General features: G+C 70.6%; 12 protein-coding genes, 1 tRNA gene and 2 pseudogenes. 12 read left to right on the forward strand and 3 right to left on the reverse strand.

Translation table 11 applies throughout. The features are described 5' to 3' along the window. The first annotated feature begins 98 nt into the window (after positions 1 to 98). Both ACH4ZA_RS05815 and ACH4ZA_RS05820 read left to right on the forward strand, forming a co-directional pair. Positions 99 to 1,085, forward strand: a complete 987-nt coding sequence (locus ACH4ZA_RS05815) for a bile acid:sodium symporter family protein (protein WP_398428261.1) — start codon at positions 99 to 101, stop codon at positions 1,083 to 1,085. 149 nt (positions 1,086 to 1,234) lie between these two features. Continuing rightward, positions 1,235 to 1,762, forward strand: a complete 528-nt coding sequence (locus tag ACH4ZA_RS05820) for an isochorismatase family protein (protein WP_319277787.1) — start codon at positions 1,235 to 1,237, stop codon at positions 1,760 to 1,762. 271 nt (positions 1,763 to 2,033) lie between these two features. Here the strand turns inward: ACH4ZA_RS05820 and fdhD are convergent, their stop codons facing one another. Next, positions 2,034 to 2,882, reverse strand: coding sequence for a formate dehydrogenase accessory sulfurtransferase FdhD (gene fdhD, locus ACH4ZA_RS05825; RefSeq protein ID WP_398428204.1), 849 nt, complete (start codon positions 2,880 to 2,882; stop codon positions 2,034 to 2,036). Positions 2,883 to 2,889: 7 nt separating this feature from the next. Next, a pseudogene (locus ACH4ZA_RS05830) lies at positions 2,890 to 3,004 on the reverse strand (Fe-S-binding domain-containing protein); the annotation flags it as partial. 115 nt (positions 3,005 to 3,119) lie between these two features. On the opposite strand from ACH4ZA_RS05830, the gene ACH4ZA_RS05835 reads away from it, so the two are divergent. The 10 genes and pseudogenes from ACH4ZA_RS05835 (at position 3,120) to ACH4ZA_RS05880 (ending at position 12,100) form a co-directional block, all read left to right on the forward strand. After that, on the forward strand, positions 3,120 to 4,454 hold the full coding sequence (locus tag ACH4ZA_RS05835) for an OFA family MFS transporter (RefSeq protein ID WP_398428206.1): 1,335 nt from the start codon (positions 3,120 to 3,122) through the stop codon (positions 4,452 to 4,454). Positions 4,455 to 4,738: 284 nt separating this feature from the next. Then, the gene (locus ACH4ZA_RS05840; RefSeq protein ID WP_319277866.1) at positions 4,739 to 5,686 is read left to right on the forward strand and encodes a beta-ketoacyl-ACP synthase III; all 948 of its coding nucleotides are present in this window, start codon (positions 4,739 to 4,741) and stop codon (positions 5,684 to 5,686) included. 347 nt (positions 5,687 to 6,033) lie between these two features. Beyond that, positions 6,034 to 6,135 (forward strand): annotated as a pseudogene (locus tag ACH4ZA_RS05845) (GntR family transcriptional regulator); the annotation flags it as partial. A 200-nt stretch (positions 6,136 to 6,335) separates the two neighbouring features. Continuing rightward, a tRNA-Leu gene (locus ACH4ZA_RS05850) sits at positions 6,336 to 6,420 on the forward strand. Positions 6,421 to 6,852: 432 nt separating this feature from the next. Continuing rightward, positions 6,853 to 8,022 (forward strand): ATP-binding protein, encoded by a 1,170-nt coding sequence (locus tag ACH4ZA_RS05855; RefSeq protein ID WP_398428207.1) that lies wholly within the window; start codon positions 6,853 to 6,855, stop codon positions 8,020 to 8,022. Beyond that, positions 8,019 to 8,420: a roadblock/LC7 domain-containing protein gene (locus tag ACH4ZA_RS05860; RefSeq protein WP_306947531.1), complete on the forward strand. Its 402-nt coding sequence runs from the start codon at positions 8,019 to 8,021 to the stop codon at positions 8,418 to 8,420. Before ACH4ZA_RS05855 ends, ACH4ZA_RS05860 begins: the two co-directional genes overlap by 4 nt. Then, positions 8,417 to 8,794 carry a DUF742 domain-containing protein gene (locus ACH4ZA_RS05865; RefSeq protein WP_057582153.1) on the forward strand — a complete coding sequence of 126 codons (378 nt, stop codon included), beginning with the start codon at positions 8,417 to 8,419 and terminating at the stop codon, positions 8,792 to 8,794. Before ACH4ZA_RS05860 ends, ACH4ZA_RS05865 begins: the two co-directional genes overlap by 4 nt. Continuing rightward, entirely contained in the window at positions 8,769 to 9,362 is a 594-nt protein-coding gene (locus ACH4ZA_RS05870) for an ATP/GTP-binding protein (RefSeq protein ID WP_319277781.1), read from the forward strand. Before ACH4ZA_RS05865 ends, ACH4ZA_RS05870 begins: the two co-directional genes overlap by 26 nt. 8 nt (positions 9,363 to 9,370) lie before the next feature. Further along, positions 9,371 to 10,717, forward strand: a complete 1,347-nt coding sequence (locus ACH4ZA_RS05875; RefSeq protein ID WP_319277780.1) for a cytochrome P450 — start codon at positions 9,371 to 9,373, stop codon at positions 10,715 to 10,717. Positions 10,718 to 10,939: 222 nt separating this feature from the next. Beyond that, positions 10,940 to 12,100, forward strand: coding sequence for a tryptophan dimethylallyltransferase family protein (locus ACH4ZA_RS05880; RefSeq protein ID WP_319277779.1), 1,161 nt, complete (start codon positions 10,940 to 10,942; stop codon positions 12,098 to 12,100). Positions 12,101 to 12,267: 167 nt separating this feature from the next. Here the strand turns inward: ACH4ZA_RS05880 and ACH4ZA_RS05885 are convergent, their stop codons facing one another. Further along, on the reverse strand, positions 12,268 to 13,554 hold the full coding sequence (locus ACH4ZA_RS05885) for an NAD(P)-binding domain-containing protein (RefSeq protein WP_319277777.1): 1,287 nt from the start codon (positions 13,552 to 13,554) through the stop codon (positions 12,268 to 12,270). Positions 13,555 to 13,733 lie beyond the last annotated feature (179 nt).

Below are 13,733 nucleotides of genomic sequence, written 5' to 3' on the forward strand. Positions count from 1 at the left end.
CGGTCCGCGCGAGCAACAGACGGTAAAGCCTTCCAGGAACAAGCACTCCTTCGAACAGCACGTGGAGCACCGTGAAACGCCTGACGTGGCCGAGTCGGATGCCGGTCGACCCCTACCTCCTGCTGTTGCTCGGGACCGTCGGGCTCGCCGCGCTGCTCCCGGCGCGCGGCACCGCCGCAGACGTGGCATCCGGCGCCTCGACCGCGGCCATCGCCCTCCTCTTCTTCCTGTACGGCGCCCGCCTGTCCACCCGCGAGGCGCTGGACGGACTGAAGCACTGGCGACTGCATGTGACGGTGCTGGCCTGCACGTTCGTGATCTTTCCGCTGCTCGGCCTGGCCGCCCGCGGCCTCGTCCCGGTCCTCCTCACCCACCCGCTCTACCAGGGGCTGCTGTTCCTCACCCTCGTACCGTCGACCGTCCAGTCGTCGATCGCCTTCACCTCGATCGCCCGCGGCAACGTGCCCGCGGCGATCTGCGCGGGCTCCTTCTCCTCCCTGGTCGGCATCGTCGTCACACCGTTGCTGGCGGCCGCCCTGCTCGGGAGCAGCGGGGGCGGCTTCTCCGCGGACTCACTCCTGCGGATCGTGCTGCAACTGCTCGTGCCGTTCCTCGCGGGACAGGTGCTGCGCCGCTGGATCGGGGGCTTCGTCACCCGCCACAAGAAGGTGCTCGCGCTCGTCGACCGCGGTTCGATCCTCCTCGTCGTCTACACGGCGTTCAGCGAGGGAATGGTCCAGGGCATCTGGCACCGGGTGAGCGCGGCGCGGCTGGGCGGACTGCTCGTGGTCGAGGCCGTGCTGCTCGCGGTGATGCTCGCCCTGACCTGGTACGGCGGCAGGGCACTGCGCTTCGGCCGCGCGGACCGGATCGCCCTGCAGTTCGCCGGCTCCAAGAAGTCCCTCGCCTCCGGACTGCCCATGGCGAGCGTGCTGTTCGGCGCGCACGCCTCCCTCGCGGTGCTGCCGCTGATGCTCTTCCACCAGATGCAGCTCATGGTGTGCGCGGTCATCGCCAGACGCCGGGCCTGCGATCCGCTGGAACCGAGTGAACGCACCGGCGAGCGGACTGCGGCGACGGCCTGAGACCCGCGCGTCGTGCCGTGCCTGCCGTGCGCGCACCGGACCACAGGCCGAGCTGCCCGCCCCGCTCGGTGCCGCCGAACGGGAGCAGTTCACCGAGCTGTTGATCCGGATCTCCGGCACGGACGGCTGACGGGGGATAACGTTCCGTCATGACCGTCCCCCTCGCGCTCGATCCCGCGCGCACCGCACTGGTCCTCGTCGATCTGATGGACCGCATCGTCGCCCTCCCCCTGGCGCCCCGCAAGGGCACCGAAGTGCTGCTGACGGCCCAGGAGTTGGCGGACTCCTTCCGCTCGGCGGGAGCCCTCGTCGCACTCGTCCGCGTCGAGCGGCCGGGGGTCGCCGAGCAGCCGTCCGGCAGCCAACTGGTCCAGGGTCTGGCACGGGAGGGCGATGTGGAGATCGTGAAGCGGACGATCGGCGCCTTCCAGGGGACCGGCCTGGACGACCGTCTCCGTGAACGGGGCGTCACCACGCTCGTGTTCGCGGGCATCGCCACGAATCTCGGCGTCGAGTCCACCGCCCGCGCGGCCGGCGACCTCGGCTACGACCTGGTCTTCGTCGAGGACGCGATGGCCGCTCTCACCGGACCCGAACACGAGGCGTCCGTGAAGCTCGACTTCCCGCGTCTGGGCACCGTGGTCCGCGCGGCCGACGTGCACTTCACGCGCGGCTGAGCCGAGGGGCCGGCCCGGGAGAGGTGCGGCGGGGCGAGGGGGACGACGCCGCTGCGGACGCACCCGGCGAGGCTCGGGCCGGCGCGGGCCCGGCGGCGACACGGGGCCGACGGCGACACGGCGACGACCGCCACGGGGGGTCGAGAGCGACGGGGGCCGACGGCGACATCGGGCCCACCCGCAGAGCCGGCCCGGCGGTGGCCGGGGCTCGGCGGCTCGGGAAGCCCGCCCGCCGGTTGCGAGGCACCGCCGCCTGCCGCGGGGAACCGGGTCAGCCCTGGGCGGCCGGGGCCTTCAGGGCTATGCGCTCCTCACCCGCGTAGACGTTCATGGAGCTGCCTCGCAGAAAGCCCACCAGGGTCAGTCCGGTCTCCACCGCCAGGTCGACCGCCAGCGAGGAGGGCGCGGAGACCGCCGCGAGCATCGGGACGCCCGCCATCACGGCCTTCTGCGCCAGCTCGAACGAGGCCCGGCCCGACACCAGCAGGATCGCCCGGGACAGCGGCAGGTCCCCGTTCTGCACGGCGCGGCCGACCAGTTTGTCCACCGCGTTGTGCCGGCCCACGTCCTCGCGGACGTCGAGCAGTTCGCCGTCCTCCGAGAACAGGGCTGCTCCATGGAGCCCCCCGGTCCGGTCGAACACCCGCTGCGCCTCGCGCAGCCGGTCGGGGAGGACGGCGAGCAGCTCGGGCTCGATCCGGAGTGGGGGAGCGTCGGCGACGGGCCAGCGGGTCGTCGTGCGCACCGCGTCCAGGCTCGCCTTGCCGCACAGGCCGCAGGAGGAGGTGGTGTAGACGTTGCGCTCCAGCGTGATGTCGGGGATCGCCACCCCGGGCGCGGTGCGCACGTCCACCACGTTGTAGGTGTTGCTGCCGTCGGCCGTCGCGCCCGCACAGTAGACGATGTTCTGGAGGTCGCCCCGCTCGGCCAGCACGCCCTCGCTGACCAGGAAGCCGGCGGCCAGCGCGAAGTCGTCACCGGGCGTGCGCATCGTGATCGCCAGCGGCTTGCCGTTGAGCCGGATCTCCAGTGGCTCCTCGGCGACCAGCGTGTCCGGGCGGGTGGAGACCGCGCCGTTCCTGATGCGGACCACCTTGCGTCGTTCGGTGACTCGTCCCATGTCGTGATCAGCCCCGGTTCTGTACGTGCTGGTAGCCGAAGCGGCCCTTGATGAGAGTGTTGCCGTGGGTCACCGGGTCGTCGTCCCGGTGACGTGTCCTTCACGATCTCATTGTCCTGCACACGGTCGGGAGACCGGACGGTCCGACCGTTCGGCGCAGCCCGCATACCGCTCACCGCAATCGGTCGATGCTCCCCCTTCTCAGCGTCGGAAACGGGTTTCTACCGTTCAGGTTTCATGAGTCCCCCCATCGCGCCGCCCGGCTGGAGCCGCTGGCTCGTCCCCCCGGCCGCCCTCTCGGTCCACCTCTCCATCGGCCAGGCCTACGCCTGGTCGGTGTTCAAGCCGCCGCTGGAGTCCGCGCTCGGTCTCAGCGGCACGCAGAGCGCGCTCCCCTTCCAGCTCGCCATCGTGATGCTGGGCCTGTCCGCGGCGTTCGGCGGCACCCTGGTGGAGCGCAACGGGCCGCGCTGGGCGATGACCGTCGCCCTGGTCTGTTTCTCGTCCGGCTTCCTGATCTCCGCGCTCGGCGCCGCAGTCGAGCAGTACTGGCTGATCGTCCTCGGATACGGCTTCGTCGGCGGCATCGGTCTCGGAATCGGTTACATCTCACCCGTCTCCACGTTGATCAAGTGGTTCCCGGACCGCCCCGGCATGGCCACCGGAATCGCCATCATGGGCTTCGGCGGCGGCGCGCTCATCGCCTCCCCCTGGTCGGCGCAGATGCTCGAGTCGTTCGGCGCCGACAGCTCGGGCATCGCCCTCGCGTTCCTCGTGCACGGTCTCTCGTACGCGGTCTTCATGTCGTTGGGCGTCCTGCTGGTGCGGGTGCCGCGCGGTGAGCGGCCGGTCGCCGGCGCGCCGAGCGCTCTCGAGGGCGTCCAGGTCTCGGCACGCAGCGCGGTGCGCACCCCGCAGTTCTGGTGTCTGTGGATCGTGCTCTGCATGAACGTGACCGCCGGCATCGGCATCCTCGAGAAGGCCGCGCCCATGATCAGAGACTTCTTCGCCGACACCTCCACACCGGTCTCGGCGTCCGCGGCCGCCGGCTTCGTCGCCCTGCTGTCCGCGGCCAACATGGCCGGCCGGATCGGCTGGTCGTCGACCTCCGACCTGGTCGGGCGCAAGAACGTCTACCGCCTGTACCTGGGCGTCGGAGCCCTGATGTACGCCCTCATCGCCCTGATCGGCGACTCGTCGAAACCGCTGTTCGTCCTGTGCGCGCTGGTGATCCTCTCGTTCTACGGAGGGGGCTTCGCGACGATTCCCGCCTACCTCAAGGACCTGTTCGGGTCCTACCAGGTGGGCGCCATCCACGGCCGGCTGCTCACAGCCTGGTCGACGGCCGGCGTACTGGGCCCGCTGATCGTCAACTGGATCGCCGACCGCCAGGAGGAGGCCGGCAAGGACGGCTCGGCGCTGTACACGCTGTCCCTGTTCATCATGATCGGGCTGCTGGCCGTCGGCTTCGTCGCCAACGAGCTCGTCCGTCCCGTCCACGTCCGTCACCACGTACCCGACCAGAGGAAGGCAGCCGATGCCGAACGACAGCAGCCCGAGTCCGCAGCCTGACCGGCGGCCGTTGACCGCCTTCGCCTGGCTGTGGGTGGGGGCGCCGCTCGTCTACGGGCTGTACGAACTCGTGCAGAAGGCGACGCAGCTCTTCACCGGGTAGCGGTGGTCGCGGGGCGCGTGTTCGGCGGGCGGGCGTTCGGCAGGTGAGCGGGCGTCCGAGAGCTATGGGGAAGCCGACAACGGGGGAACCGGTTTCCTGTCGCTTCACGCGCCCTCGTACCCGTGAGTCACTGATCAGACTGGTGGATCCCGCAACCCACGGCAACGAGGGGACCCACCACATGAACGGCTCGCGCATCTCCGCCGTCGGCCACTACCAGCCCGCCAAGGTGCTCACCAACGAGGACCTGGCGGAACTGGTGGACACCAATGACGAGTGGATCAGGAGCCGGGTGGGCATCCGCACGCGCCACATCGCCGGGCCCGACGAGCCGGTGGACGAACTCGCCGCGCACGCCGCGGCCAAGGCGCTCGCGACCGCGGGCCTCGCGCCGGACGAGATCGACCTGGTGCTGGTCGCCACCTCCACCGCCGTCGACCGCTCTCCCAACATGGCCGCGAGGGTCGCCGCCCGCCTCGGCATCCCGCAGCCCGCCGCGATGGACGTCAACGTCGTCTGCGCCGGCTTCACCCATGCGCTGGCCACCGCCGACCACACCGTCCGCGCCGGCGCCGCCACCCGCGCCCTGGTCATCGGCGCCGACAAGATGTCCGAGGTGACGGACTGGAGCGACCGCACCACCTGCGTCCTCGTCGGCGACGGGGCGGGCGCCGCCGTGGTCGAGGCCTGTCCCGACGGCGTCGAGCCCGGCATCGGGCCCGTGCTGTGGGGCTCGGTGCCCGAGATGGGGCACGCGGTGCGCATCGAGGGCCAGCCGGCACGGTTCGCCCAGGAGGGGCAGAGCGTCTACCGCTGGGCCACCACCCGGCTGCCTCCGCTCGCGCGCCAGGCGTGCGAGCGGGCGGGGTTCAAGCCCGAGGACCTGGCCGCCGTCGTCCTGCACCAGGCGAACCTGCGCATCATCGAGCCCCTCGCGGCGAAGATCGGGGCCGTGAACGCGGTCGTCGCGCGCGACGTCACCGAGTCCGGCAACACCTCCGCCGCCAGCATCCCGCTCGCCTTCTCCAAGCTCGTCGAGCAGGGCGCCGTTTCCACGGGCGACCCGGTGTTGCTGTTCGGTTTCGGCGGCAACCTCTCGTACGCCGGGCAGGTCGTGCGCTGCCCGTGACCCGCGGACAGTGACCCGCAGGCGTGTGAGGACCCGGACGTGACCCGCCCCCGCCGGCAAGCGATGACGGGCCCGACGGCGACGGGCGCGAGCGACGCGGGACGCGGGTCGTTCGGCGCGGTGTGCACACGGCGGCGGGTCGCGGTGGGTGTGCGGGCGCGGTCGGCGGGTCGCGGTGGGACGCGCGGTCGCCCGGTCCGGCGGACCGTGCGCCGTGGACTGTAGACGACAGACAATCGGCGCCGGCTGCGGAAGGCCGCCCGGCCGAGCGGGCCCATCGCGCGCACCCGGCTTGCACACGTCGTGCCCCTCCATGGTTCGCGGCGTACGCGGCCGTCCACGGCCGAATCGCGGCCATCGCCGCCCATGACGAACAGGAGGCCGCCCGGCTGATGCGCGAGCACACCGAGCACACCCGCCATGCGTACCGCGCCCGCGCCACGTCCTGATCCGCGCGGGTGGAGGACCGGCCCGCCGTGGGCCTGCGGGTGACGGGTCGCCGGGTGAACGGCGGCCACTCGGGGGAGGGGCGCCGTGCAGGGCCCGTCACCGTGCGCGGCCAGCGGTTATGCAGGTGAGAGGCACGCCGAAAGCTTGGTATTGTTGTCCGTGTCGCCGCGGGGATCTCCTCGCAGGCGGCAGACACCTGGTCCGGGTGGCGGAATGGCAGACGCGCTAGCTTGAGGTGCTAGTGCCCTTTATCGGGCGTGGGGGTTCAAGTCCCCCCTCGGACACTCTCACTCTCCGCACCGAGTCGATTCCACTCGGTGACGCATCGTAACCCGTATTCGGCTTTCCGCCGGATGCGGGTTTTGTTGTTTTCGGTAGCCCTTAACTCCGGAATGTCGCGGAAGGACACTTATCGGTTGTCCTGTCGTGCGGCGCCGAGCGGTTGTTGCGAACCCGCTTCCCGGCTCGTTTCGCGGTCGTTCGACAGTACGACTGACGGTTCGTCAATGTTCATCTCCGTGGGCATATTGGCGCTCTGTGGTTCCTTCTTGTGGTGATACGATCACGCTCGCTTGTGGGCGGGCGGATGGGTGCAAGACGACATCTCCGGCTACGGGGGGCAGTCCGGGCGGTCATTCCCCGTGCGGGCGGTCCGCCGGTCCACCCGTGTTGACGGGAATTCAGCAACTGGCCGTCAGTCGCCTGAAGAGAGTCTTATGACTGATTACATACGGAACCCGGTACTCTGGGCTCTCCTCGCTGCCGTACTCATCGCAGTCGCCCTCATTGTTCGCCAGCGCAGGGCGGCGCGTGCCTTAAGGCGAGAGATCGAGGGGCTCAGATCCCACTACTCCGTCCTCGAAAACGAGTACGCGCAATCTGTCGAGGCCGCTCGGGAAAGAGCCGAAGAGGCTACGAAGACGGTCCTCAAGTCCGCGATGCGGACTCTTCAGGGCCTCGCCGCGGAACAGCAGTTGATCGTCTCCCGGCTGCAGAACAAATATGGCGAGTCGGTCATCCTCCAGGACCTCCTGGAGATCGACCACACGAACTCGCAGTTCGGCCGGCGCGCCCAGTCCATCGCCGTGCTCTGCGACGGCTGGCTCGGACGCGCACGCGATGTCGCGTCCGTCTATGACGTGGTGCGCAGCGCCCAGGGCAGGGTGCGCCACTACCGGCGGGTGGAGATCCTCTCCCAGGTCGACTTCGGCATCACGAGCCGTGCAGTCGAGCCGGTCGCACTGGCCCTCGCCGAGGTGCTCGACAACGCCACGAGCTATTCCAGCCCGGACACGGTCGTCGAAATCAACATCCGTACCGTGCCCAAGGGCATCTGCATCGTCGTCGACGACGCCGGTGTCGGCATGAACGACGAAGAGCGCGCCCGCGCGGACAAGCTCCTGTCGAGCGAGCGGGTGTCGGGCGTCTCCGGCCTCGGCAACCCGCCGCAGTTCGGCTTCGCGGTGATCGGCGTGCTCAGCGAACGCTTCGGCTTCGAGGTGTCGGTGGACTCCACCTCCCCCTACGGCGGCGTCCGTGCAGTGCTCCTCCTGCCGCACGACCTGCTCACCAACGCACCCGAGCAGAAGGAACCGGCCCCGGTCGTTCCCGCTGCGTCCACCGCACCCCTGAGCGGCGGCCCCGAGACCGCGCTGACCGCGGCCGCCACGTCCGACGGCCTGCCGAAGCGGCGCCGCAAGCGGCCGATGGCCATCGTGCCCGGCAGCGCGTCGAACGCCTCCGGCGCCTCCCGGACGGGAGCGGAGACGGCGGCGATCATGGGCGCTTTCCAGCGCGGCACCCGGTCGGGCCGGGCCGTGCAGACGGACCCGGCGGAACAGTCGAGCACCCGTGGTGCAAGCAGCGAAGGGCATGAGTTCTCGTGAATGACGATCTGTCATGGATGCTTGACAGCGCCCTGGAGATTCCCGGGGCCCTGCACGCCGTCCTGATCTCCGCGGACGGCCTGCTGATGGCGCGGACGCAGGACTTCGACAAGGACGACGCGGACCGGGTGGCCGCCGCGATGAGCGGGGTGCAGTCGCTCAGCCGCTCGCTCGCCTTCTTCTGCGAGGACGCGCAGATGCGCTGGCGGCAGACGCTGGTCGAGTTCGACGGGGGCTGGGTCTTCCTGATCTCCGCCGGTGAGGGCGCCTACCTCGGCGTCTCCGCCTCCCCGGACGTCGACATGGCGGACATCACCTTCCGGATGCAGCAGCTCGTCGGCCAGCTCGGCAAGGCGCTCACCACGCCGCCGCGCGAGAACCTTGGCGTGCGGTCATGACCGGCTACGGAGAACTGGAGCCCCAGACACCGGAGTTAGTGCGTCCGTACGTCATCACCAAGGGACGCGGGCTGCCCGACGAAGGGCAGTTGTCCCTCATCACGCTGGTCACGGCGGCGGCGGACCACGAGCAGCGGCCCACCAGGCTGTCGCCCGAGGAACAGAAGCTGCTGGACCTGTGTGCGGCCGGCTACCTCTCGGTCGCAGAGATCGCCGGGCACACCCAACTGCCCCTGGGAGTGGTGAAGATCCTCCTGGCCGCACTCACGGAGGGCGGGTATCTCATCACCCGCCCGCCCGTCCAGCGGGCCCCACTCGCCGACCGGGACATCCTGGAGGAGGTGCTGAATGGTCTCAGGGCCAAGTTTGGATGAGCAGGCGTACGTCCGGCGCGGCGAGACGCAGACGGCCGTCAAGATCCTCGTGGTCGGACATTTCGCGGTCGGCAAGACCACGTTCATCGGGGCGATCTCCGAGATCGAGCCGCTGTCCACCGAGGAGACGATGACGCGGGCGGCCGAGGCCGTCGACGATCTCAAGGGCGTCCAGGGCAAGACCACCACCACGGTCGCCATGGACTTCGGCCGGCTGACGATCAGCGACCGTGTCGTGCTGTACCTGTTCGGAACGCCGGGCCAGCAGCGCTTCGTGCAGATGTGGGAGGACATGGCACGCGGCGCGCTCGGCGCGCTGGTGCTCGTCGATCCCGAGCGGCTCGCGGACTCCTTCGCCGTGATCGACCTGATCGAGCAGTACGGACTCGACTACGCCATCGCCGTCAACCACTTCGACGGCGCACCGCCGCGGGACGAGAGCGCTCTGCGCGAAGCACTCGACCTGCTCGACGACACCCCCGTCGTCACCTGCGACGCGCGGGACGAACGGTCGTCGGCCGACGCGCTGATCACCCTCGTCCGCCATCTGCAGGAACGTGCACACTAGGAGCACACATGGAACAACCCACCGCACCCGTGCCCCCGCCCGGGTGCCCGGCGCACCAGGTCGGCGGTCGAGTGCCGTTGTACGGGACGGAGTTCGCAGCCGACCCGCAGGCCTACTACTCCTACCTGCGGCACTTCGGGCCCACCGCGCCCGTCGAGCTCGCGCCGGGAGTCGAGGCCACCCTCGTCACGGACTACGCGATCGCACTCCAACTGCTCCAGGACTCCGGTGCGTTCCGCAAGGACGCGCGGCGCTGGCGGGACCTCAACGAAGGCCGCATCCCCGCGGACAGCCCCGTCGCACCGCTGCTGGCGTACCGGCCCAACGCCATGTTCAGCGACGGCGCGGAGCACCACAGGCTGCGCCAGGCGATCACGGACAGCATGGCGCGCGTCGACTCGCGCAAGTTGAGCCAGACCACTGAGCAGGTCTCCAACTACCTGATCTCGCAGTTCGGTTCACGTGGCTCGGCCGACCTGCTCGGCGACTACGCCAAGCAGCTGCCGCTGTTCGTGTTCAACGAGCTGTTCGGCTGCACCGCCGACATCGGCGACCGCGTCGTCTTCGGCATCACCGGCATGTTCGACGGTGTGAACGCCGAGCAGGCGGTCGGGGTGATGTTCGGGGCCATCGGCGAACTCGTCGCGCTCAAGCGGTCCAAGCCCGGCGACGACGTCCCCTCGTGGCTGATGCAGCACCCCTCCAAGCTCACCGACGAGGAGATGGTCCACCAGATCGCCCTGCTGCTGGTGGCGGGCAACGAGCCGCTGCGCAACCTCATCGGCAACACCCTGCACCGCCTGCTCACCCACGACGCGTACGCCTACCAGGGCGGTCTGATCGACGAGGCGATCGACGACACGCTGTGGGAGAACCCGCCGATGCAGAACCTCAGCGCCCACTACCCGGCGTCCGACATGGAGTTCGCCGGACAGAAGCTGCACGCCGGCGACCTCGTGCTGGTCAGCTACGCCGCGGCCAACACCGGCCCGGCGCTGACCGCGGCACGCCAGGCCGGCAGCAACCGCGCCCACCTCGCCTGGAGCGCGGGTCCGCACGCCTGCCCGTCCAAGGATCCCGCCCGGCAGATCACCGTGACGGCCATCGAGAACCTGCTGAACAAGCTGCCCGACGTCGAGCTGGCGGTGCCCACCGAGAGCCTGACCTGGCGTCCGGGCCCCTTCAACCGGGGACTCACGGTGCTGCCCGCCAAGTTCACCCCGGTCCAGATCGTGCGGCGGCCCGCCCCCGCACCCAGGGAGGCCCCGGTGCGTCCGCAGCACACGGTCCCGGCGGGCGGCAGGAGCGAACGGGGAGGCGTGTGGAGCCAGTTCCTCAACTGGCTGACGAGGTGACGCACACAACACCCGTCAACTCCACCACAGTGCATGACGATTCAACCGCAGGGGTAGTGAGGAACGCGTTATTCCGTGTTCCTCACGAGTAGGAGGAGATGTCGTGGACCGTAGATCCGCCGACGCCGATCTCATACGACACCCCATCGTCGTGCACCCCCTGATACCCGCCTCCCCAGGCGGGTATCTTCTTGCCCGCCCCGTTTCCGACGGCGAGGTCCGATGAGCACCCCGCGCCCCGACACCCCGGGCGACCCGGCGGGGGACACGCTCGGCGGCCACGCGGCCCGTCAGTTACTGCGACTGAGCGAGATCGCGGGTCTGCCCGCCGCCGACTGCGCGGACTACGCGCGCACGCTTCTCGACGTGCTGGGCCCTCTCGCGCACCGACCGCTGCAGTTGCCTCCGGCCAGCCGCAGCTTCCTCTCGGACGACCACACCCCCGTGGAGTTCTCCCTTTCCTGCGAACCGGGCGCGCCGCCCACCCTGCGGGTGCTCCTCGAGCCGGGGGCGGGCGCCGACGACCTGGCGGACAACGGCCGCACCGGGCTGCGGGTGATACGGGAGATGGGCCGGCGCTGGGGCTTCGGCACCGAGCCGCTCGACGACCTGGAGGATCTGTTCTTCCCGGCGTCGCCTCAGGGGCCGCTGGCGCTCTGGTGCGCGCTGGAGCTGTGTGCGGGCGGCGTCCCCCGGGTCAAGGTCTATCTGAACCCCGCGGCCTCGGGAGAGAAGCGGACCGCCAAGACCGTACGGCAGGCGCTGAAACGACTCGGTCACCGCAAGGCGTTCCAGGCGCTGCCCGACGGCGACCGTCATCTGTTCTTCGCCCTGGACCTCGGTGACTGGGCGGAGCCACGGGTGAAGGTCTATCTGGCGCACGACGACCTGTCGGCCGCGGAGGCGGGCGCCCTGTCCCGCATGGACGACGGCCCCGGCAGCGCGGAGATCGAGGAGTTCTTCCGCATCGTGGCGGGGGAGGAGCACAAACCGCAGCTCGACCGCCGGCCCGTCCAGACGTGCCACGCCTTCACCGAGACGGGGACCGGCCTGCCGAGCGGCTTCACGGTCTACATCCCGGTCCGCGACTACGCCCGCCACGACGGCGAGGCCCTGGGCCGGGCCGCCGCACTGCACGCCCGCTACGGCATCGACCCGGTCTCGGTGCGGCGCGCCTCGGCCGCGGTCACCTCGCGGCAGCCGGAGGACGGCGTGGGCCTCGTCGCCTACCTGGGGCTGGCCCACCAACGGGGCCGTCCGCCGCGGGTCATGACGTACATCTCCTCGGAGGCGTACGAGGTCCGGCCGCCCACGGCCCTCTCGCCGGACCTGCCGGCCGCCGTGCCGACCGCCGTCCCGCCCCCGGTGCCCGCCGAGGCGTGAGCGCGCGGTGACCGGCAACGGGGGACGGGAACCCCGAGGGGGGCCGTGCGCCGACGCCGTCGAACGCTCCCCTCGCCCGCACGGCACGCGAAGCCGGCGGGACGCACCCCGGCGCACGGACGCGCCGGGCTCGGCTCCGTCGGCCGCCGCCTCGAGGTGACACGGCGTCACTCCGCCTGCAGGTCCTCCAGATAGGGCGCGACGTCGACCTGGATCGACGCGCCCTGCACCTGGCCGTACTGGCCGGCGATGCCGTCCAGGTAGTCGACGATCTCCTTGCGCATGACCTCCCGCTGCGGCAGGGTCGCCCTGCCCGCCGCGATCCGTGCCACCCAGCGGGACTGGGCCTCCACGAGACGGGTGACGGAACCGTGCGGCCGGACCAGGCCGACGAAGTGCAGACCGGGGTGGTCGGGCGCGACGACCCGCTTGTACAGCTCGACGGATCCCTGCGGACCGATCGGGCAGCCCGGCGGCAGGAACGGGTACGCCATGCGGTACCCGGTGCAGTGGACCACCGCGTCGGCGGGCACGGAAGTGCCGTCGGTGAAGACCACGCGGTCGGCGTCCAGGCGCTCGATCGCGGGCTTGGGGACGACCCCGCCGTGCCGGATGCGGGTGAGGATCTCGTCGGAGACGGTCACGGCCGAGGCGAAGATCGGATGGTCCGGCTCGGGCAGCCCGTAGTCCGAGAGCTTGCCGCGCGCGACGAGCAGGGCCTGCTCGATGAAGCGGCGCTGCTCCGCGAGGGTCATGGCCGTCCACCACGGCGCCTCGGCGACGTCGTCCAACGGCATGCCGAAGAGCTGCTTGGGCATGATGTGCAGTCCCCGGCGCACCGACAGGACGGTCTGCGCGGCGTACCGGGAGACGTCGGCGGCGATGTCCACCGCCGAGGCGCCCAGTCCCACCACGACGACCCGCCGGCCGGTGAAGTCGCTGCCGTCGCGGTAGTCGAGAGCGTGCAGCACCGCGCCTTCGAAGGTGTCGGAACCCGGGAGCGGAGCGGGCAGGACCGGCTCGGTGTTGTGCCCCGAGGCGACGACGACCTGGCTGAAGTCGCGTGTGGTGCGCCGTCCTCGGGCGTCCTGGCTGACCACGGTCCACGAACCGCCGGCGCTCTGCGTGACGGACTCGACCGTCGTCCCCTTCTCGATGCGGTCCGTCAGGCCCGCCCAGTCGGCGAAGGCGCACAGGTAGGCCGCGACGTCATCGTGGCGCGGGTAGACGGGGTAGGAGTCGGGCATCGGGTAGTCGGCGTAACCGGTGAGCCGTTTGTTGGTGTTGAGGTGCAGCGAGAGGTAGCCCGGCCCGCGTTCGCCGGCCTGCGGCTGCCGCCAGAGCCCGCCGACCTCGGGCGCCCGCTCCAGGACGACGAAGTCGACGCCCTCGGACTTCAGGGCGTGCGCGGTCGCCAGCCCCGACAGTCCAGCACCTATCACACACAGGCTCACACGTTCCCCCACAGAAAAGACACCGATCGTTCGTGCACGGGCAGTTGCATGCCCGTGCGGCGCACCCAGCACGCTTCGCACAGCCGCGACAAGGATCACAGACGTGCTCGACGGCCCGGGGTGGGGCGCGGAGCGGCGGGGGGTACGGCGGACTTCGTGGGGCGAGCCGCCCACTTCGG

The sequence above is a fragment of the Streptomyces sp. NPDC020597 genome (genome assembly GCF_044335095.1).
Classification (GTDB): domain Bacteria; phylum Actinomycetota; class Actinomycetes; order Streptomycetales; family Streptomycetaceae; genus Streptomyces.

Bases quoted from the DNA above. Each gene is read 5' to 3' on its own strand.
- ACH4ZA_RS05815 (WP_398428261.1), top strand. From the start codon at position 99: ATGCCGGTCGACCCCTACCTCCTGCTGTTGCTCGGGACCGTCGGGCTC.
- ACH4ZA_RS05820 (WP_319277787.1), top strand. From the start codon at position 1,235: ATGACCGTCCCCCTCGCGCTCGATCCCGCGCGCACCGCACTGGTCCTC.
- fdhD (WP_398428204.1), bottom strand. From the start codon at position 2,882: ATGGGACGAGTCACCGAACGACGCAAGGTGGTCCGCATCAGGAACGGC.
- ACH4ZA_RS05835 (WP_398428206.1), top strand. From the start codon at position 3,120: ATGAGTCCCCCCATCGCGCCGCCCGGCTGGAGCCGCTGGCTCGTCCCC.
- ACH4ZA_RS05840 (WP_319277866.1), top strand. From the start codon at position 4,739: ATGAACGGCTCGCGCATCTCCGCCGTCGGCCACTACCAGCCCGCCAAG.
- ACH4ZA_RS05855 (WP_398428207.1), top strand. From the start codon at position 6,853: ATGACTGATTACATACGGAACCCGGTACTCTGGGCTCTCCTCGCTGCC.
- ACH4ZA_RS05865 (WP_057582153.1), top strand. From the start codon at position 8,417: ATGACCGGCTACGGAGAACTGGAGCCCCAGACACCGGAGTTAGTGCGT.
- ACH4ZA_RS05870 (WP_319277781.1), top strand. From the start codon at position 8,769: ATGGTCTCAGGGCCAAGTTTGGATGAGCAGGCGTACGTCCGGCGCGGC.
- ACH4ZA_RS05875 (WP_319277780.1), top strand. From the start codon at position 9,371: ATGGAACAACCCACCGCACCCGTGCCCCCGCCCGGGTGCCCGGCGCAC.
- ACH4ZA_RS05880 (WP_319277779.1), top strand. From the start codon at position 10,940: ATGAGCACCCCGCGCCCCGACACCCCGGGCGACCCGGCGGGGGACACG.